We start from the raw sequence: 18,565 nt of genomic DNA, 5'->3' as shown, positions 1-18,565 counted from the left end.
ACACTGTCATGGAGTCTATGTCCTGCGGGACGCCATGCGTAGCGTTTAATATTGGCGGTATCCCTGATATGATAGATCATGTCAGCAATGGATACCTTGCTAAAGCTTTTGATATAAATGATCTCTCCCATGGCATCGAGTGGACGCTAAATTCAAATTTTGATGATCGTCTGTCCACAAGCGCTAGATCCAAAGTACTTCAACATTATGATATCAACATTGTAAGCAAAACATATTCGAGACTTTATAAAGAACTACTTCATAACAATTAAAACCAGACTCTATATTTGATATGGCTATCAGAAATCAAACGCTGCTTAACCCATTTTTTTCGATAATCACCGCATCCTACAATGCTGAAAAGTCAATAAACCGAACGCTTTTATCAATAAGAAAGCAAAAATTCAAAAACTTTGAACATATTATAATTGATGGGGATTCGACTGATCAAACCTTATCCATTATTAGGCACTATTCAGATAAATATAACTTAAGATATATTTCAGAAAAGGACAGGGGAATCAGCGATGCCATGAACAAAGGAATAAAATTATCTAAAGGACAATATATCATTTTTATTCACGCCGACGATGAGCTGGCAGATGAAAACACCCTAAATAGAGTCTTCTCTGATATTTCTTCGACAAAAAGCAGTGTTTACGCTTATTCAATTTTATTTAAACACAAAACAGGCATGAAAATAGCTCACCCCATATGCATTCCCTATTGGTACAAACTTCGCAATACAATTCCACACCAGGGCGCATTTGTCCACAGAGATACGTTTTATAAGTTTGGGTTCTTTGATACATCGTTCTCTATTTCAATGGACTATAAATTCTTTTACACAATACTATTGTCAGGTGAGCCTGTTCAATACAGCAGAAGCATTGTGTCAATTATGGGATCGCAAGGCATAAGCTCTGCCCCTTCATTATATCAGGATAGAATAAAACAAGAATTTGAGATCCAAAACTCGCTTGAGAATTCATTGCTGTGGAAAATACTACAAAAGCTATTTCAAAAACTATACTATATTTATAAAATTAATATAATTCTACATTTAAAAAAAGGTGAAATTTATTGATGAAAATTTTTTCACCAATGGCCTATGGTAATGGCGCCTATATCCTTCATAAGACATTAGAAAAACACCTTAAAGGTTATGGGGTCAGAGAATATTCACCTTACTTAACGTTATTTCCAATTTTACTCAAGACAATTTCCATACCCCATGATATTGACTTGATACACACAACACCTGATTATGCCCCTTTTTTTTTAAAAAAAAACAAGCCGCTATTGATTACATTTCACGGGTATTCTCTGGGAAGAGATTGCAGGGAATACAATTCAATATTGCAAAACATACACTACGCAACAGCCCTCAAGCTATTTACAAATTTGGCCGTCCAAAAATCAACACACATCACAGCCGTAAGTAAACATACGGCCTCAATAGTTGAAAACCAGCACAACCCTACTGATAAAATCAGAGTCATATATAATGGCGTTGATGAACAATTTTTCAGACCACTTTCCAAACATAAAAAAAAACGTAACGTCAAGGTTCTTTTTGCAGGAAACCTGAAACGACAAAAAGGAGCACACTGGCTACCTGAAATATGCAAAAAAGCAGGTACTGAACTTGAGTTTTATGCAACCACAGGCTTAATGAATCTTCCCCAGAAGTTACAAAACATTAAGTCAGTTGGTGTTGTTAACCATCAGGATATGCCGAACTTATACAACGACATGGATATCCTTCTTATGCCAACCGTTCGTGAAGGTTTTGGTTTGGTAGTTGCTGAAGCGATGGCCTGCGGGTTGCCCGTTGTTGCAACGAACTGTACGGCATTGCCAGAGCTGATTGATCATGGAAAAGGAGGATATTTGTGCAAAATAGGGGATACCAGTGACTTTGCTGAAAAAATTAATATTCTTGCCAAATCCCCAAGTTTAAGACACATAATGGGAGAGTATAATCGCAGTAAAATAGAGTCACATTTCACACTAAAACGAATGGTTGCTGAATATCATACACTTTTTGAAGAAATTCATTCTTAGCCCTGCACGACCACCAACCCTACAAACAATTCATTTCCCGTTTGTGTAATTCTTCAATATATTGTGCAATTTTTCTGGACGTATCATTTTTAATATCAATGTACTCATTTTGGTTTCTGGTTACAGAATGAACATTCCCCACAAACTCATGTATTAAAGCAACGTCGTAATTTGATAAAATGGCATTTTTTCCAAGGCCATCTGAACGCTCAGTAGAAGAACGCAGAACAATACAAGGAATGTCAAAATATGAACACTCTTCCTGAATACTTCCTCCGTCAGTCATGACACAACCGGCATTGATCATCAATTTCAAAAAATTGTTATACGGTTGCAGTTCAACACACGATACATTCTTAGTATGAGATAATTTATCCAATAGCCCAAACTTTTTTAGTTGGATCCGTGTGGGGTCATGAAGAACAAATACAACATGCATGGTGTCAGACGTCTGTTTCACAACGTCACATAACAGTTTCATCCGTTGCTGGTTATAAATGTTCTCCGCCCTGTGGATAGTCACAAGAACAAATTTTTCATGCTGCACCCCTAAAGGAATTGAATCATACGAAATCTGCTTGATTATTTTCAAGGCCGCATCTTTACCTGAATTTCCTTCAACAAGCAGTGACTTTGATCGATACCCCATTGAACACAAAGCCTGGAACGCTTTCCGGGAGGGCGCAATCAGATAATCTGACATTTTCATCGATATCAGCCTTATGATTTCTTCTGGAAACGGATTGAATACATCATAACTGCGAAGACCCGATTCAACATGAACAACCTTCAGGCCACAACGCTTTGCATACAAGAGGGATAACAACGTCGAGAGGGTGTCTCCGTGCACAACACAGACCCCCCCCTTGTCCTGAAAAACGTGGTTGCGTATTTTTTTCCCGCACATTACTAATTTCAAAATATCTTTAGTGAACCATACGAATGCATCCCAAATTTTATCAATATTGTCCCTTCTTTCATTCAAAACAACATCCGGGCCCCTTAATTTAAACAATCGTATCAACTCAGCAGTCGTTCGTGAATGTTGGCTGGTATCTATTAACCGGTGCTCTACCTGTCTTTTCAGGATTTCCTCGATAACAGGAGCCAGTTTGATAAGTTGTGCCTTGGTCCCAATGAAAAAATGTATCATCACATAACCACGTTGTATTGAGTCTATTGTGTGTTGGTGCCTAAACTAATCCTTATGGACACGTTCATATCTCAATTGGCAAATCTGCTCGGATATTATTCCCATCATGAATATGATCACGCCTGACATAAATAAAACGGCACTCATATTAGTAAATCGTCCCTGTAACAAGTAGGTATAGGCATAATTCAACAGCCCCAAAACAAGCATAAACCCGCTTACGGGCAAAAAAACCCTCAAAGGCGAATATAAGGTACATAATTTAATAATAATCATTAAAAATCTGGTCCCGTCCTTGACGAGATTGATCCCGCTTTTACCATTTTGGCGCGACCTGACCGCTATGGGAACATACTTGACACTGTAACCGCTTCGCAATACCGCCAAAGTTAGGGTCGTTGGGTATGAATAGGTATTTGGAAACAGGTGGAGTTGCTCCAGTGCAACGTCTCTTTTCACTGCACGAAAGCCAGAAGTCAAATCCTGAACTTTGAATTTAGCCACATACGATGCAAAGGCATTGTATACAAGGTTTCCCAGCGCCCTTTGAGTGGTCGCCTGACCTGAAAAGGAGCGAGCCCCAACGGCCATATCGTATTCACCAACTAAAGAAACCAATTTATCAATATCGGCCGGGTCATGTTGACCGTCTGAATCCATGGTTACGAAGATATCACCCGTTGCGAGGCGCATCGCTGTTTTCACTGCGGCTCCGTTGCCTATATTGTACGGATGCTCCACGAGAATAACATCATACCCGGTGCACAGCTCAGATGTTTTATCTGTTGACCCGTCATTGACAACAACAACCTCATAATCTGGATAGCTCTCGATCAAGTCGTCCAGTAGGTACGGGAGGTTGGGTGCTTCATTGTACACAGGCAAAATGACACTCACACGTTTCATTCTTTGCAAACCTTTCCTTCAGTTCTCCGCATGTTGACTGCTCATATTCGTTCATTTAAAAAGGGTGATGTAACAGACAAAAAAATGAGTTCTTCATGGTATCCTCCAAAGATGGGTTCCGGTAAACATGTGCAATATTCTTCATATCTGGCAGCTCACGGATCAGCTTCCTAATTTCAGCGACTGAATATTTGCTCTCAATCATTTCAACCGTTCTTAAAATACCCCATTCATCTCCAGAGAGAGCATAGGCATGTAAAAGATAGGCATCTAGAAGCAACTGATCTGCATCAATCCTTGAAAGATAGTTGATGGCCAACGCATCCCGGCCGGATCCCAAATGCATGTTTCCCATCAACGCATAAGGATACGTCAAATCACCGCCCAGCTCTATATAGTTAATTAACGTGTCTCTTGCAGATCCAAAATCTTCGTCGTTTATATAATAAATAGACGCCATACGATAAAACTTCTTGCGTTCAGGGATACCGACCCTCATCGGATCGATTCGGTCCAACCACCCCTTCATTTCGTCTAAATTTCCCATCCTGAAATAAACCGTCGCAAGAAGCAGGGCGTCCGATTCAAGCCCTATGAGATCGTACGCTTTTTTAAGATATGGAATGGCCCTCTCATAATCACCAAACTCCCCATAGGCCCCGCCAATATTTCGTATCGAAACATACTCTTGCTTTCCTTTCGTTGAGTCATTCAAGGTGAGGGCCTTCATATTCAGTAAAACACGTGTTTTAAGACCGTCAATCGTTTTAGCGGAATAGGTGGTGGAAAGATTTTGGTAAACCCTTGCCAAGTCTTCTCCACGTGGCACTGCAGACGCCCATAAGGAAAAGGGCGTAGCCCAATCTTTATTGCGTAAATACGTCGACATGCCAAGATGAATGATGATAAAGCAGGTGGCCGTCACAGCCACCCCACGAATCAACGGCGTAAAACGAGGTGAAGAAATAACCTTAACAATCCCCAGACAAGGGGGCACAAACAGAAAAAACGATGGAATATAATTCCTATGCTCATAAACCATTTCCAGAGGCAGAACCGTAGATTCGACAAGGTGGTTGATCAAAAAAAACAAGACGGCAAACCCCTGTAAACGGTACCCTTTGTATATTGCAGCACATGCTCCCATAACCAGACCACCTATACAAAAAATACTCAACAATGTTGAGGCAGGAGATATCAAGGATGTTGAAACGGAAAATGAGTGGGCTATGGAGTAGAGGCCTGAACTCGGGACAAACAATTGGTACAAGTAAAAAAGGAGGACTCGGGGCTGAGTCAACAATCGTTGTCCCTTTGTAAAATCTCGAAACTCATACCCGGAATAGACCGAAGACCACTCGAACGCTGCGTCTAAGAAAGCCAGCGCAACGACACAAAAAGCACCTACCCAAAGAATTCCGATGGTCTTGGATAAAAAATGATCTTTAAAAGGATTTCCATAGACAAACAGCACAAGAAGAATACTGAGCCCAACCAATACGCCATTTTGTTTACTCGCAATGGAGAGTAACGAAAAAAAGACAACCAGCAAGGGCCTGAAAACTGAAATACCATTTGATTTGTAAAACCCCAAAAACAAATAAAATGCCGCCAGATAAAACAGTGCACACAAAGAATTCATCCGCTGCACGACATATGTCACTGATTGGATCTGGATTGGATGAAGTGACCAGATGAACGCAGCCAGCATGGAAACAGCGTACACCTGGCCCGGATCATATTGCCCATCAATTTGCAGTAGCCTGGCTATAACGTAATAAAGCAGTATGCCGTTTAAAAAATGGATGATAAAATTAACCACATGATAACCGAACGGATTGTCCTGACCAGCGTACCAATTCAGCGCAAAAGAAAGATAACTGATTGACCGACCGTTTAACATGGAAATGGGAGATAGCTTCCCACCGATGGCGTTGAGGCATGATTCGGGGGATAGTTCCCTTATATGTACCGATTTACGTTCAAGAATGTTCTGTTGATCATCGAAATGCCATGAGGCGTGAAAAGAGTTTGAATACGATGCCAACAATCCAATAAGAAGAACACACGAAAAAAAAATTGTTTGTTGTCTCGTCAACTCAGACTCCTAACACAAAATTAAAATTCCTGAAATACCAAGCCGAACCGTTGCTACATCAGAAGCAAATGTTTTACGGCCCGCAGCCTACTTTAAAATATATCCTTTACAGCGAAGCACCGGGAAGCAATGAGCAACAAAAGTACCACGTAAGAAATACCGTAACCCCATGCCGTAAACACAGACATACCCACTATATCTAGATGATGAACGTATTGATACGAAAAATCAAACTTGGAGAAATTGGGGATAAGGGCATACAAGGCCTTTAATATATAAGCACCATCTCTTGCTGGATACAACCGCACGATCTGGTACGAAATGCTACCGATAATATAAAAACACAGGGTAAACATACCACTGACGATGGGAGAACTCACGGCTGAGAACAACACCGCACAACTTAAAATCATCATAATTTGCAACAGAATTGAGCCGAAAACAACAAGTATCCAACATGATACATCAACATGATTAAATTTCAAAAAAATCACAACGACGACAAACATGACTGTTTCAATCAGTACCAAGGCCATGAGCAACCCAAGGAACTTTCCGAGGATAAACTCAGATCTCGAAATCGGTTTTGACAAAATATTAAAAATGGTCTTTTTTTCAATCTCCCGATAAACGAGGGTAATCCCGACGAATATGGATATCATCACGCCAGTAAATTCCATGGAAAAAAAAGAAAAATCCATGATGACTACGCGAGATTCTCCGATGGAAAGGCGTCCCAGTATGCTGGAAAAAAAAATAATGAAAATTGAGAACAGAAAAAAAACATAGTATATTTTATCCCGTACAACCTCTTTGTAGGTATTGACCCCGATATGAAACACACTCTGCGTATTCATGATACTTCACCTCATTACATATCCCTGCTGCCTATGGCCCACTCTTCCAAGGGTGGAATCACCTTATCGATGTTATCGATGGTCCCCCCCTGGTGTATCACCCACTCAATTTTATCATGCAGTTTTTGCTTGGAATCGACAAATTCACGAACCACAGAATCATCCTGACCATTTGCCTCCCCCAGCACATACTCAACAGACCAACTACACTTTGCCGCAACAAAATCCAAGCTAATGGATTTCATTAGTTTTCCTTCACTGAGCAACACGACCGAGTCGCATAATTTTTCCACATCGTCGAGAATGTGCGATGAGAAAATGATTGTCTTGCCGTCTGTTCTCAAACTGTCAATAAGCTTTCTAATATCTCGTCGGCCTGATGGATCTAACCCTGACATGGGCTCATCCAGAATCACGAGTTTGGGGTCATTGATCAATGCCTGGGCGAAACCGAACCGTTGGAGCATCCCTTTCGAATAACTATTCAGTCGCTGGTGATGAACTCTCCCAGCCAGCCCCACCTTTACCAAGGCTTTGGTAATATCCGGTTCCGACACATCAAGATTCGGAAAAAGAGAGGCATAGAATCGTAGAGACTCGTGTGCTGTCAAGTGGCTGTAAAAATATGGATTTTCCGGAAGAAACCCTATACGTTCTCGCGGAACCGTCCCCATAATCTGTCCAAAAACGACCTGGCCTCTGTCTGGGTTTACCAGCCCGGTTATCAATTTGAACAAGGTTGTTTTCCCGGCACCATTATGACCAATGATCCCTATGACCTGACCATCATCAATACGTAACGAAATATCAGATAAAATGGTCTTATCCTTTGACCAAAAGTGACCCTTGCATCGTTTTGAGACCTGCTCCAAGGCCAGAATCATTCTTTATCTCCAAAACTGATCGCGCTTTACACACAAAAATAAGCTAAAGTCATTCGAATCCAATGGCCTCAAGAAACCCTGACCCATTTGGATTGACAATAAGCCTCATAAACTCCCTATGCCTATTTACGTCTATTTTATTTTGTAACGAACGCTGCTTTTCCCTAAGACGATGCAGGACATACGGATCATCAAACTCCTTCAAGTAGCGCTCAACAACGGCCAGACCTGCAAACTCATTGTCACTAAGCGTATAAAGCGAAGCGGCGAATACTGGCAAAAAAGTGGGTGTATCAGGAAATTTTGAAGCAGCATCAATATACCTCGCGGCCAAAAACGCATCATCCTGCCCAAAATAAGCGTTAATTCCTAAGTAAAAGAGGATATACCAGTACCTGGGGTTACCCTTGGAAACATGGATTTCGCCTTTCTGCAAAACCTCATGAGTATACTGAAAATCACCTGTTAATTTGGGAACCAAGGTGCCGGCCAATTCATAGGCCCCCTCAAAGGAAGGTGACAACGTTGTTATAGCGTCCACATATGCGGTCAGATACCAGGTGCCCGACTCATTCTTGATGGACTCTCCCAGGCGAAACAACAGATCCAGCCAAAGACAGTCGGCCATAAGGCTCTCATTTCCAAGGGATATCAACGACAAGTACGGCAGGGAAAGATCCACAAGGTGATAGTCCTCACTTCGTTTTGGGCTCGGCTCAAGGCGTGAGTTCAGTACACCAAAGCCACACACACAAAGCACACAAACAACAATACTAAACCTATGCACCGTCTTACTCATACCGCTCATATGACATGGCCCGTCCAAATAGTCACCTTAAATGGAAAAATCATCCTGCTTGCTTCATAATAAAACACCAAAAGGCAGACTGAAATAGCCCGCCTTTTGGTATGTCTAAATCATGAGGTCAGCAATTGTGCCAGTTAAGCGATGAGTTTGATTTTCACCTTATCGTTACGGACTGCAACCTTAGATTTAAAGTGGCTAACACATATCAAGGCAAATATCCTTGCATATGGATTTATTAGTAATTGTTCTTTGTTGATGTCTTACGAACGGCGGTTCGGTTTGTAATTACCCAAACGTTATCGTCTCCAGTCGTCGAGTCATCAAGGTTTCCCACTGCAGTGGCACGATATCCACCTGTAGCTGTAACAGCTGCGGCATAAGTAAAATAAACCTGAGCATCCTTCGGCCTGAAACCGATGGCATCAAACCCTGCAGCCGGGCTGTCCCAAGTACGCTTTGAAGATTCGGCGGCGGCAGGGGATGAAGGGTTTGAGGTACAGGGAACATACTCATCATATTCAGCAAAGTAAGCTTCCTGGGCCACACCGATGGCCGACAGGTTTATCTTCGCCTCGGACTCTTTGGACTTGAGCTGGTACGTACGGAAGTTGGGAATTGCGACTGCGGCCAGAATACCGATAATCGCAACGACAATCATCAATTCGATGAGGGTAAAGCCTTTGTTGTTCTTCATCATTTGTCATTTCCTCCTGAGTTTTAGGTAAATAGCACCTCGAAGTAAGGTACAATTATCATTCTTTCAACAAGGGGGAGGGAACAAACCAGGCTCACTTGAAAGCCGTAGTACCGTTTGTTGTTAGAGCCCCCATAACTTTTTTATAGTTATGATGCATAATATATACCAAACCAAACTATTTTCTCAAAAGATCAATATTCCAAGTCACCTGAGAACAAACTCTGTTGTTGTTCTGCAATTAAAACGCTACCCCCCCCTGACGATATGAGGCATCCACACTGACAAAAAACGTCACATTACAAAATATTCAGCTTGTCACACCTGTACCTGAACGATCGAAAGGAAAGCCCCAGCAGTTCCGCCGCCTTGCTTTTGTTGCCCTTGGTGTATTCCAGTGCCTTTTCCATATAAGCCTTTTCGATGGCTTCCAGGATGTCGGGGAGGTCGACTCCTGTGGCCACGTCGTCGAGGTCGAAGCGGCGCCTTGGTACGCCTTCGATCCAGCGCCTTCGCTTGGAAGACATGGAGAGGCTTTCGGGAAGAATGATGTTGGTGGCGGAGAGGGCCACGCTGCGCTCAATGAGATTCTCAAGTTCCCTCACGTTACCCGGAAAATCGTAATTTTTCAACAAATCAATGGCATAAGATGAGATTTTGGTAATGTCTTTGCCCATCTCTTCGGCGTACTTTTCAAGGAAAAACTGGGCCAGGGGTTTGAGGTCGGCTTTGCGCTCACGCAGCGAAGGGACGCGGATCTCGATGACATTGAGGCGGTAGAAGAGGTCCTTTCGGAAGCGCTTTTCCATGACTTCTTCTTCTAAATTCTTGTTGGTGGCACAGATAATACGGGTATCGACACTCACCTCGCGGGTACCGCCCACGGGCTTGATTTTGCGCTCCTGGACCACCCGCAGGAGCTTTACCTGCAGGGCCACGGAGAGCTCTCCGATCTCATCGAGAAAGACGGTGCCGCCTTCGGCCTCTTCAAAGAGGCCTTTTTTATCATGGGTGGCGCCGGTGAAGGAGCCCTTGAGGTGACCGAAGAGCTCGCTCTCCATGAGGGTCTCGGGGATGCCGCCGCAGTTGACCGCTACAAAGGGTTTGTCCTTGCGACCGCTCAAGGTGTGGATGGAACGGGCAATGAGCTCTTTGCCTGTGCCGCTTTCGCCGGTGATCAGCACATTCGTCCGGGTGCCGGCCACCTGCTCCACCAGGGTATAGATACGCCGCATGGGGCCACTGCTTCCGATCATGGTCCCGAAATGCAAAACCTCCTGGGTCTCTTCGGAGAGTTTCTCCTTTTCTGCGGCAAGGCTCTGCAGCTCCAGGGCCCTTTTAAGGGTGTCCTTGAGCTCTTCGTTGTCAAAGGGCTTGGGAACATAATCGTATGCGCCCTCGTTCATGGCCTCCACAGCTGTTTCCGTTGTGGCATAGGCGGAAATAAGGACCACGGCGGTCTCTTGTTTAATCTCCTTGGCTGCCCGCAGGACATCAAGTCCCGTCAGGTCCCCCAGCCGGATATCCGTGAGGATCAGATCAAAGGGCGTTTTCCTGATCTTTTTGACCGCGTCTTTGCCGCAATCCGAAAGGGTGACTCCGTACCCCTCCCTGGTCAGCATCAGTTCAAGGAATTCGCGCATTCCGAGGTCATCATCCACAACAAGAATTTGAGGCTTTTTAGGCATGTATTGATTCCGTCAGTTTACGGCCTGCTCCACCTCGACGAAGCCTGGAACAGGCCCGCCATGGGTGTTTTATTACAAAGTCAGACAAACTAAAATTATGCAAAATTCGGCTTTAAATCACCCTCGACGATCCCGCCTGGGCAAAGGGCAGACAAACAGATTTTTACCGTAGCTATGCATCTGGCATCCGGCAGGTCAATTCATAAAAAGCACCACAAAGACGTTTCGGTTCCCGCAGGCTCTCCTCCACGCCCGGCGGGCGTGGAGGAGAGCCTGCGGTGAAAGGAACATATCCGCAGCTTTTTTATTAAACGTTTGCCCCCAGCAGGACCGCCGGAGGCAAACGGGACCGCTACCTGTCTGTATCGATCGTATCGAGCTTTATGCCCAAGGGAAGGGAATCTGTGTTGCTTGCATTCGGGGAGGGCCAAAGGGATAATGACAATTTTTGTCACCCCATGACATAATGCGGCAGGTCTTTTCAACGAACAAAGGCATGGGTCAACAGAAACGCTGTCTTAACTGCCAACCCTTGCCGAGAAAATCACACACTCATTTTTCGTTTACTGTAAACCACTTACCACTCACCCGATAAAAACAGATTTACCATCCACGATGGTCCGCACGGCCCGTCCCTTCATGGTCCATCCCTCAAAGGGGGTGTTGGCGCTTTTAGATTGCAATTGGGATGCCACAACGGTCCATTCGGCTTCTTCATCAATGAGGGTCAGGTCGGCAGGGCGTCCCTTGATCAGGGAGTTGTCGAGGCCCAGGATCTGTGCCGGCCGTTTGGACATGCGGGTCACCAGGTCCTCAAGGGTCAGGACGCCTTCCCTTACGAGCTGCAGGCTCAACGGGAGGGATGTCTCCAGACCGATGATGCCGTTCATGGCCCGGTTGAACTCCAGGTCTTTCTCCAGGATGGAATGGGGGGCGTGATCGGTGGCGATGACATCCAGGGTACCGTCTGCAAGGGCTTCCCGGACAGCCTGGCGGTCCTGCTCCGTTCGCAAGGGGGGATTCATCTTGGCGTTGGTGTCGTACCCCGTCACCGCCTCATCCGTAAGGGTAAAGTAATGGGGCGCGGTTTCAGCCGTGACGGAAATCCCGCGCTTTTTGGCCTCACGAATGGCCTCAATGGACTCATGGGTGCTCACATGGGCCACGTGGAGGTGGGCGCCGGTGAGTTCTGCCAGACTGATGTCCCGGATGACCATCATGGATTCTGAGATATTGGGGATACCGGCAAGGCCCATACGGGTGGCGGTGAGCCCCTCGTTCATGCAGCCCCCCGCCACAAGGGAGAGCTCTTCGCAGTGAGAGATGACAAGCATCCCAAAGCCCTTGGCGTACTCCATGGCCCGACGCATGATCTGACCGTCTTCCACGGGGCGGCCGTCATCGCTTACGGCAACGGCACCGGCCTGCTTCAGCTCGCCGAATTCACACAGGGAGCCTCCGGAAAGCCCGCCGGTAATGGCCGCCACAGGATAGACCCTGGCGTATCCGGCCGCTTTGGCCTGCTTCACAATAAAGGAGGTGATCTCAGGGGTGTCGTTCACCGGCTTGGTGTTGGGCATGGCACACACCGCGGTAAAGCCGCCGGCAGCGGCTGAACGGGCACCGGTTTCGATGGTCTCTTTGTACTCTTCCCCGGGTTCCCTCAGGTGCACATGGACGTCAATGAGCCCCGGCACCACCAGGAGTCCCTTGGCGTCGATCACTTCGGCATCTTCGGGGATGCTCTTTTCGCCGCAGGGAACCAGCTCATCAATGCATCCGTCCTTGATCCAGACATCAAAAGACCCCACCGCATTGCCGGGGTCCACCACCCTGCCATCTTTAATCACTGTCAGCATCACGGCCTCCTGCCAGAAGATAAAATAGTGCCATACGCGCGGCCACGCCATTGGTCACCTGATCGAGAATCACGGACCAGGGTCCGTCGGCGATGTCACTGGTGAGTTCCACCCCACGGTTCATGGGGCCCGGGTGCATCACGATGGCCCCCTCATTGGCGCGCATGAGCCGCTCCCGGGTCAGCCCGAAATTTTTGGAGTACTCCCTCACCGATGAAAACAGGAAATTCTCCTGACGCTCTTTTTGAATCCGGAGCATCATCACCACATCGGCCCCTTCCACGGCTTCGTCCACCGAAGACGCCACCTCACAGCCCAGCTGCTCCACACCGAAGGGGAGCATGGTAAAAGGCCCTGCAACCACCACGGAGGCTCCCATCTTGGTGAGCCCGTTGATGTTGGAACGAGCCACCCGGCTGTGGGCGATGTCGCCGATGATGGCCACCCGTTTTCCGGCAATGGTGCCGAGTTTTTCACGGATGGTGAGCATGTCGAGGAGGGCCTGAGTGGGGTGGGCGTGCATGCCGTCTCCCCCGTTGATCACCGACGCGTTGACGCGTTGGGCCATCATGTGGGGGGCTCCGGCAGAAGAGTGGCGCATCACAATGATATCCGGATTCATCGCCTCAAGGGTGAGGGCCGTGTCGGCCAGGGTCTCCCCCTTGACAAGACTGCTTGAGCTCGCCGCCATGGAAATGCTGTCGGCGCTCATGCGCTTGGCGGCAATGTCAAAGGAGGTCTTGGTGCGTGTACTGGGCTCGTGGAAAAAAAGAATAATGGTCTTCCCGCGCAAGGTGGGGACTTTTTTCACAGGACGCCGGGAAACCTCCCGCATCCTCTCCGCCGTGTCGAGGATCAACCCGATCTCCTCGGCAGAAAGGGACTCAATATCCAGAATATCCTTGTTCTTTAATTTCATGGCACCTCAATCTGGAATTTTTGGATGGAATGATCTTTAAAACAAGCCTCCGGCGGCCCTGCCGGGGGCCAAACTTTTAAAAAGTTTGATAAACAGGTATTAAAGCAGGATTCAGACGTCTCTACCGTTGTTGGCAAATCATCCGTTCTCTACTTGGCCACAGACAACGTTGCAATAAGTGCATCGAATGAGCCCCGCTTCCCCAGGCAATTCGCCTTTAGCCTATCACCTTCTTTTACCTGAGAATATCCCCCATGCGGCGCCACCTCACCGAATGATCCCGTCCGTTCCAGGAGAAATAGATCATAAAGGCTTTGCCTTTCACGGCCTTCAAAGGAACAAAGCCCCAGAAGCGGCTGTCATGGCTGTTGTCGCGGTTATCCCCCATGACAAAAAGGGACTCTTTGGGAACGGTGACGGGACCGAAGTTGTCCCGCTGGGTAAGCTGACCCGGCAGCACGCGCCGGTCGGTGTGGATCGTGTAATCCCTCTCCACCCGCTTCCCGTTCACGTAGAGTTTCTTGGCCCTCATCTCCACCACGTCTCCTTCAACGCCCACCACCCGCTTGATAAAGTCCTTCTTGGGATCTTCCGGGTAGATGAAGACCACGATATCATCACGCTTCGGGTCCTTGACGGGAACGATGGTCTTCTGGATAAAGGGAAGCTTTACCCCGTAGATAAACTTGTTCACCAGGATATGGTCGCCGATCTGAAGGGTATTGAGCATGGAACCCGACGGGATTTTAAATGCCTGGACCACAAAGGTCCGGATAAAAAGCGCCAGGATAAGGGCGATGACAATCGCCTCGATGTTCTCGCGAAGGGGGCCTTTGGCCGGGGAGGAGTCAGCAGGGGGTCTCTTTTTCGATGCCAATGTGAATTCGCCTTTTACTTTCAGCCCTGCAGAGCCGGGTCACCCAGTGGCGCATCAGGCAGAGAGCCGAGTGCACGCCAGACGTATAGGGCAACCGGAATGACCGGCACAGGCCGTTTCATCGGAATAGTATAAACGCCGGAAATAGGAACAGGTAACCACGTGTCCGTGGTTCATGCGGGTAAATTGAAAGGCTCGCGTGGAACACGGGTCGCCAGGAACTGCGTGCACCACCAGCCGGCATTCTCATGTCGGAACTGAACCATTTTACGTCATAGATGATGCCGTCACAATGACCGTGATCATATACCGGTCACCTGGCATCGGCAATACAAAAATAGGCGGCCCGCCCACAGCATCCCCGCCATGGGAAATTTAAGGATGCTGCGGGGTAACTATTCAGCTTATGCCTCCGGCGGCCCTGCCAGGGGCTAAACTTTTGAAAAGTTTAACAAACAGGTTTTAAGGCCATATTTTAAGTTTACGCCGACACAAATACGGATGTGATTTGACCCGAGGAACGAGGGACAAAGCGCATTCGTAACCAGCTTTCAAGGTGGCGCACCTTGCCGCCGGAGGCTGTATTTTGAGCTGAATAGTTACGCTGAGGGTAACGACAAAGCGGATGAAGCCCGCCCTACTCCACAGGCAAAAGCTCCTGGGGAACACCCAGCAGGAACTCGCCGCGCTGGATCCACCCTTTGAGGGTCTCGGCCACGGCGCGGGCTTTGACCATGCTGGAGAGGGGCACCGTGGAGATCGTCTCTCCGTTCACGGTGATGCTGCCGCTCTTAAGCTCCTTGTAACTGACCTGGCCCAGGCTGCGGGACACCCCGTTGGGGTAATCGTCGCTGTAATCCACCACCTGGGTGAAGATCTCCTCGTCACGCACAGCGGTGTACTGAGCCATCTCCTCGTTCAGGATGGGGATGGGGATCCCCAGCCCCACGGAAAGGGAGCAGCCGTATCCCCGCATGCTCACCCCGCGGAGCCACTCCGGGGACATTTTTTTAAGGTCCCCCATGGTCCAGAGGGTCCCGGCGGGCGAAAGGGGCACATCGTTTTCACCACGGGGGTTTCCGGGGCGATGCTGGGTCCCCGGTCCGGCCACGTAGCCCTGGGCGCCGCCCAGGAAAATACGGGTCCCGAACCCGATGGTTTTGTACAAGGGATCGTTCAGCAGCGGGGAGAGTTCCCCGGCCGAACAGTAGTTGGCGTTGCCCATCTTGGGCTTCAGGGTCCCCATGTAGGTATAGATCGTCTTGTCCGAGGGGTTTACCGCACAGTTGTAGTTCTGGTATGCGTTCCTCGGGTTGCAGAGCACGGCCGACGGGAGCTCTTCAAGGGTCATCTCCTTTTCGACATGGAGATTGGGGTAGCAGGCGGTGCCGTAGCTGTCCGCACGGATGTAAACCGTCTTTCCCGCCACCAGGTCTTCAATGACGTGACCGCCGCCGTAGCGAAACTCCCCGGGATACACCTTGTTCAAGGGATCGTCGTCACAGACCGCCGTGGCCCCCAGGTAGCAGTCCACCGCCGCAACGCCGGAGTAGGCCGGCACGTTGTTGAACCAGGTGGCCGTGGTGCGCACCGAGGGCGTAGACTGGCCGATGTTGAGAAACGCTCCGGACGAACACATGGGCGCAAAGGTTCCGGTGGTCACCACATCCACCTGCCGGGCAGCCTCTACCGGGCCTTTCTCGTCCACAATGCCGATCATCTCCTCGGCCGTGACCACCACCACTTCACCGGATTTAATCCTGGCGTTGATCTCTTCGTAACTTTTTTCAACCTTGTATGATTTGCCCACCTGATTTCAGCTCCAAATTGATGGTTCGTGTTGCCCGATCTTTACGGGTATAACGCAGGGGAAGCTTGAAAAGACGCCCCGGCGTCACCCATGGCAGCGATTGCGGTCATCCGCAACATCCGTTGGGGCCTGAGCCTGCCCCATCACTGTGCCTGCCCAAGCTCCCGCTTCACCTGGGCCAGTTTCGATGTGATGTTGTTCTTGATCCAGTGGCCGTCCAGCCACTCGATGGGGTTGACAAACACATTGCCCACGATCATCCCGAAGTGAAGATGATCGCCGCCCACCAGCCCCGTGACGCCGGTTCGGCCGACCACGTCGCCCCTTCGCAGCAGGTCGCCTTCTTTGACGCGCACCGAGCTCATGTGGGAGTAGCTGGATAAAAGCCCAAAGCCGTGGTCGATGACAACGGTCCTGCCGTAGATCCCCACCTCCTGGACAAACACCACCCTGCCCGCGTTGGCCGCAGGCACCTCGGCATGCTTGATGGAGGCAAAATCCATCCCGAGGTGGTACTTCTGGTCCACCCGCTTACCTTTGTAATAGTAGCTTCGGTGATCGGCAAAGGTGGCCGGGGTGGCAGAGCCCGGAAGCTGCTTGAAGGATCCCTTCCAGCGCATCTTGGCCTCGGTTTTCATGCCGTTTGAAAGAATGGTCCGGTTGTTGTCATCCCGCATCTTGCTGTTGATCACCAGGTATTTTTCAAGGTTTGTGGGCGGGGTTGCCCCAAACGCATCCACGCTCATGGCCGGGATCTTTGCGTTCAAAAAGCCGTCGCTGATGTTGATGCGATCGTTTTTGAACTGCTTGCCGATGATGTAGTGGTAAAACCCGGCCTTGGTCCGGTTTCCGGCCGCATCTTCGGCCTCCACCAGGATTTCGGTTCCCTTCTTCTGGAGATGGGTCAGGGCAAAAAAAGCCACGTAGACATTGTCATGGCCTTCAAAGTACCCGGCGTGGCCGGGGAAAAAGTTGTCCCCCACGCGGACCCCGCTCGTGGAAACCTTTTCAGACACCCGGTAAGCCACCACCCCGGTCCCGCCCTGGGCCACGTTGTGGCTCCGCGTAAGGATATCGACCATGGGGGGCTGGGTATCGATGGTGATCTCTTTTTCAATGTAAGCGGTGTTTCCCTTCAGAAGGTTGCGAAGGGAGTGGTCGGTGGCGCGGATGCGAAGCAGGGCCTTGCCGTCGGTGAGCCCGAGCTTGCCGGGGTCTGCATCCACGTCAATGGCATCGGAGAAGGTGCTCCCCTTACCGGGAAACCCGTCGCTGGGCCAGGTTTTGCTGTAAATCACCTTGTCGACGCCACCACGGGACAGCGCGATCCACACCTCCCGCAACCCACTGGTCTCGTCGGTCACGGTTCCCGTGATCCGGGCCCGGCTCCCCAGGGTCTCAAGGGACAGGTCCAAATCCACGTCAGGTGGGGTTCCCTCCAGGCGGCTGATACCGAACCAACCGGCCACCACAAGGGTTACAAGGAAAAGCAGGACCACCAGCCGCCCTTTTTTGCTTTCTTTTTTTTGTCTCAAACTACATCTCCAGACACCCGCACCAAAAATAGAACAATGAGGGGCAATGATAGAAAACCTGAACTAAAAATTCGTCCAGAATGCGTTCACGCAAGGCCACGACGCCTGCACCGGACTTGATACTAAAACGCCCGATACCCTTGGCAATCATGGACACTATGGCATATCAACACTATCAGATACCAGCAAACCCCATGGTTATCAAGGGCTCTTTTGGCTCCTTGACTTTTGATGGGTTTCCGGGATACATCCCTTAGACCGGGTGGGTACAGCAAATTCCGTACCTAAACAAAAAAATCATTCGTAAAAAGTCACAACCAAAGCGCCTCGCAAAATGGGGTATTATTTGGTACAGGTAGTCGGCAACATTTTTATTCAGTGATGCGGACACGCGATAAGGCGCCCACGAC

Annotated in this window: 16 protein-coding genes; 3 read left to right on the top strand and 13 right to left on the bottom strand. The window is 48.6% G+C overall.

Going from position 1 to position 18,565, the window contains the following annotated elements; genetic code table 11:
- The 3 genes from BLQ12_RS24825 to BLQ12_RS24815 all read left to right on the top strand — a co-directional run.
- Positions 1–272, top strand: a 272-nt coding sequence (locus BLQ12_RS24825; RefSeq protein ID WP_139164104.1) for a glycosyltransferase, incomplete at its 5' end; no start/stop codon positions are given.
- Between the two features lie 20 nt (positions 273–292).
- The gene (locus BLQ12_RS24820) at positions 293–1,087 is read left to right on the top strand and encodes a glycosyltransferase family 2 protein (RefSeq protein WP_092215327.1); all 795 of its coding nucleotides are present in this window, start codon (positions 293–295) and stop codon (positions 1,085–1,087) included.
- Positions 1,087–2,067 (top strand): glycosyltransferase family 4 protein, encoded by a 981-nt coding sequence (locus BLQ12_RS24815; protein WP_217640404.1) that lies wholly within the window; start codon positions 1,087–1,089, stop codon positions 2,065–2,067. The genes BLQ12_RS24820 and BLQ12_RS24815 overlap by 1 nt, the downstream gene beginning before the upstream one ends.
- A gap of 19 nt (positions 2,068–2,086) precedes the next feature.
- On the opposite strand, the gene BLQ12_RS24810 is transcribed toward BLQ12_RS24815, so the two are convergent.
- The 13 genes from BLQ12_RS24810 to BLQ12_RS24750 all read right to left on the bottom strand — a co-directional run bounded on the left by BLQ12_RS24810 (position 2,087) and on the right by BLQ12_RS24750 (position 18,155).
- The gene (locus BLQ12_RS24810) at positions 2,087–3,220 is read right to left on the bottom strand and encodes a UDP-N-acetylglucosamine 2-epimerase (RefSeq protein WP_092215323.1); all 1,134 of its coding nucleotides are present in this window, start codon (positions 3,218–3,220) and stop codon (positions 2,087–2,089) included.
- Positions 3,221–3,265: 45 nt separating this feature from the next.
- Complete coding sequence (locus BLQ12_RS24805; RefSeq protein WP_092215321.1) at positions 3,266–4,126, bottom strand: glycosyltransferase family 2 protein; 861 nt, start codon at positions 4,124–4,126, stop codon at positions 3,266–3,268.
- 55 nt (positions 4,127–4,181) lie between these two features.
- The gene (locus BLQ12_RS24800) at positions 4,182–6,224 is read right to left on the bottom strand and encodes a tetratricopeptide repeat protein (protein WP_092215319.1); all 2,043 of its coding nucleotides are present in this window, start codon (positions 6,222–6,224) and stop codon (positions 4,182–4,184) included.
- Positions 6,225–6,316: 92 nt separating this feature from the next.
- Positions 6,317–7,081, bottom strand: coding sequence for an ABC transporter permease (locus tag BLQ12_RS24795; protein WP_092215317.1), 765 nt, complete (start codon positions 7,079–7,081; stop codon positions 6,317–6,319).
- A gap of 14 nt (positions 7,082–7,095) precedes the next feature.
- On the bottom strand, positions 7,096–7,965 hold the full coding sequence (locus BLQ12_RS24790) for an ABC transporter ATP-binding protein (RefSeq protein ID WP_092215315.1): 870 nt from the start codon (positions 7,963–7,965) through the stop codon (positions 7,096–7,098).
- A 49-nt stretch (positions 7,966–8,014) separates the two neighbouring features.
- Positions 8,015–8,764, bottom strand: coding sequence for a hypothetical protein (locus BLQ12_RS24785; RefSeq protein WP_139164103.1), 750 nt, complete (start codon positions 8,762–8,764; stop codon positions 8,015–8,017).
- Between the two features lie 244 nt (positions 8,765–9,008).
- The gene (locus tag BLQ12_RS28245; RefSeq protein ID WP_302846805.1) at positions 9,009–9,470 is read right to left on the bottom strand and encodes a type IV pilin protein; all 462 of its coding nucleotides are present in this window, start codon (positions 9,468–9,470) and stop codon (positions 9,009–9,011) included.
- A 296-nt stretch (positions 9,471–9,766) separates the two neighbouring features.
- Positions 9,767–11,155, bottom strand: coding sequence for a sigma-54-dependent transcriptional regulator (locus BLQ12_RS24775; protein ID WP_092215311.1), 1,389 nt, complete (start codon positions 11,153–11,155; stop codon positions 9,767–9,769).
- A 584-nt stretch (positions 11,156–11,739) separates the two neighbouring features.
- Complete coding sequence (locus BLQ12_RS24770) at positions 11,740–13,014, bottom strand: dihydroorotase (RefSeq protein WP_092215309.1); 1,275 nt, start codon at positions 13,012–13,014, stop codon at positions 11,740–11,742.
- Positions 12,998–13,933, bottom strand: coding sequence for an aspartate carbamoyltransferase catalytic subunit (locus BLQ12_RS24765; protein WP_092215307.1), 936 nt, complete (start codon positions 13,931–13,933; stop codon positions 12,998–13,000). The genes BLQ12_RS24770 and BLQ12_RS24765 overlap by 17 nt, the downstream gene beginning before the upstream one ends.
- A 235-nt stretch (positions 13,934–14,168) precedes the next feature.
- On the bottom strand, positions 14,169–14,810 hold the full coding sequence (gene lepB / locus BLQ12_RS24760) for a signal peptidase I (protein ID WP_092215306.1): 642 nt from the start codon (positions 14,808–14,810) through the stop codon (positions 14,169–14,171).
- A gap of 637 nt (positions 14,811–15,447) precedes the next feature.
- Positions 15,448–16,620, bottom strand: a complete 1,173-nt coding sequence (locus BLQ12_RS24755; protein WP_092215304.1) for a homocysteine biosynthesis protein — start codon at positions 16,618–16,620, stop codon at positions 15,448–15,450.
- 143 nt (positions 16,621–16,763) lie between these two features.
- Complete coding sequence (locus tag BLQ12_RS24750) at positions 16,764–18,155, bottom strand: M23 family metallopeptidase (RefSeq protein WP_092215303.1); 1,392 nt, start codon at positions 18,153–18,155, stop codon at positions 16,764–16,766.
- Positions 18,156–18,565 lie beyond the last annotated feature (410 nt).

This window comes from Desulfoluna spongiiphila (assembly GCF_900101345.1).
Lineage (GTDB): Bacteria > Desulfobacterota > Desulfobacteria > Desulfobacterales > Desulfolunaceae > Desulfoluna > Desulfoluna spongiiphila.
Note: the sequence above shows the minus strand (reverse complement) of the source record. Positions and strands in the feature narration are given on the sequence as shown.

Excerpts from the sequence above, each read along its gene's own strand:
- BLQ12_RS24820 (WP_092215327.1), top strand. The coding sequence starts at position 293 with ATGGCTATCAGAAATCAAACGCTGCTTAACCCATTTTTTTCGATAATC.
- BLQ12_RS24815 (WP_217640404.1), top strand. The coding sequence starts at position 1,087 with ATGAAAATTTTTTCACCAATGGCCTATGGTAATGGCGCCTATATCCTT.
- BLQ12_RS24810 (WP_092215323.1), bottom strand. The coding sequence starts at position 3,220 with ATGATACATTTTTTCATTGGGACCAAGGCACAACTTATCAAACTGGCT.
- BLQ12_RS24805 (WP_092215321.1), bottom strand. The coding sequence starts at position 4,126 with ATGAAACGTGTGAGTGTCATTTTGCCTGTGTACAATGAAGCACCCAAC.
- BLQ12_RS24795 (WP_092215317.1), bottom strand. The coding sequence starts at position 7,081 with ATGAATACGCAGAGTGTGTTTCATATCGGGGTCAATACCTACAAAGAG.
- BLQ12_RS24790 (WP_092215315.1), bottom strand. The coding sequence starts at position 7,965 with ATGATTCTGGCCTTGGAGCAGGTCTCAAAACGATGCAAGGGTCACTTT.
- BLQ12_RS24785 (WP_139164103.1), bottom strand. The coding sequence starts at position 8,764 with ATGAGTAAGACGGTGCATAGGTTTAGTATTGTTGTTTGTGTGCTTTGT.
- BLQ12_RS28245 (WP_302846805.1), bottom strand. The coding sequence starts at position 9,470 with ATGATGAAGAACAACAAAGGCTTTACCCTCATCGAATTGATGATTGTC.
- BLQ12_RS24775 (WP_092215311.1), bottom strand. The coding sequence starts at position 11,155 with ATGCCTAAAAAGCCTCAAATTCTTGTTGTGGATGATGACCTCGGAATG.
- BLQ12_RS24770 (WP_092215309.1), bottom strand. The coding sequence starts at position 13,014 with ATGCTGACAGTGATTAAAGATGGCAGGGTGGTGGACCCCGGCAATGCG.
- BLQ12_RS24765 (WP_092215307.1), bottom strand. The coding sequence starts at position 13,933 with ATGAAATTAAAGAACAAGGATATTCTGGATATTGAGTCCCTTTCTGCC.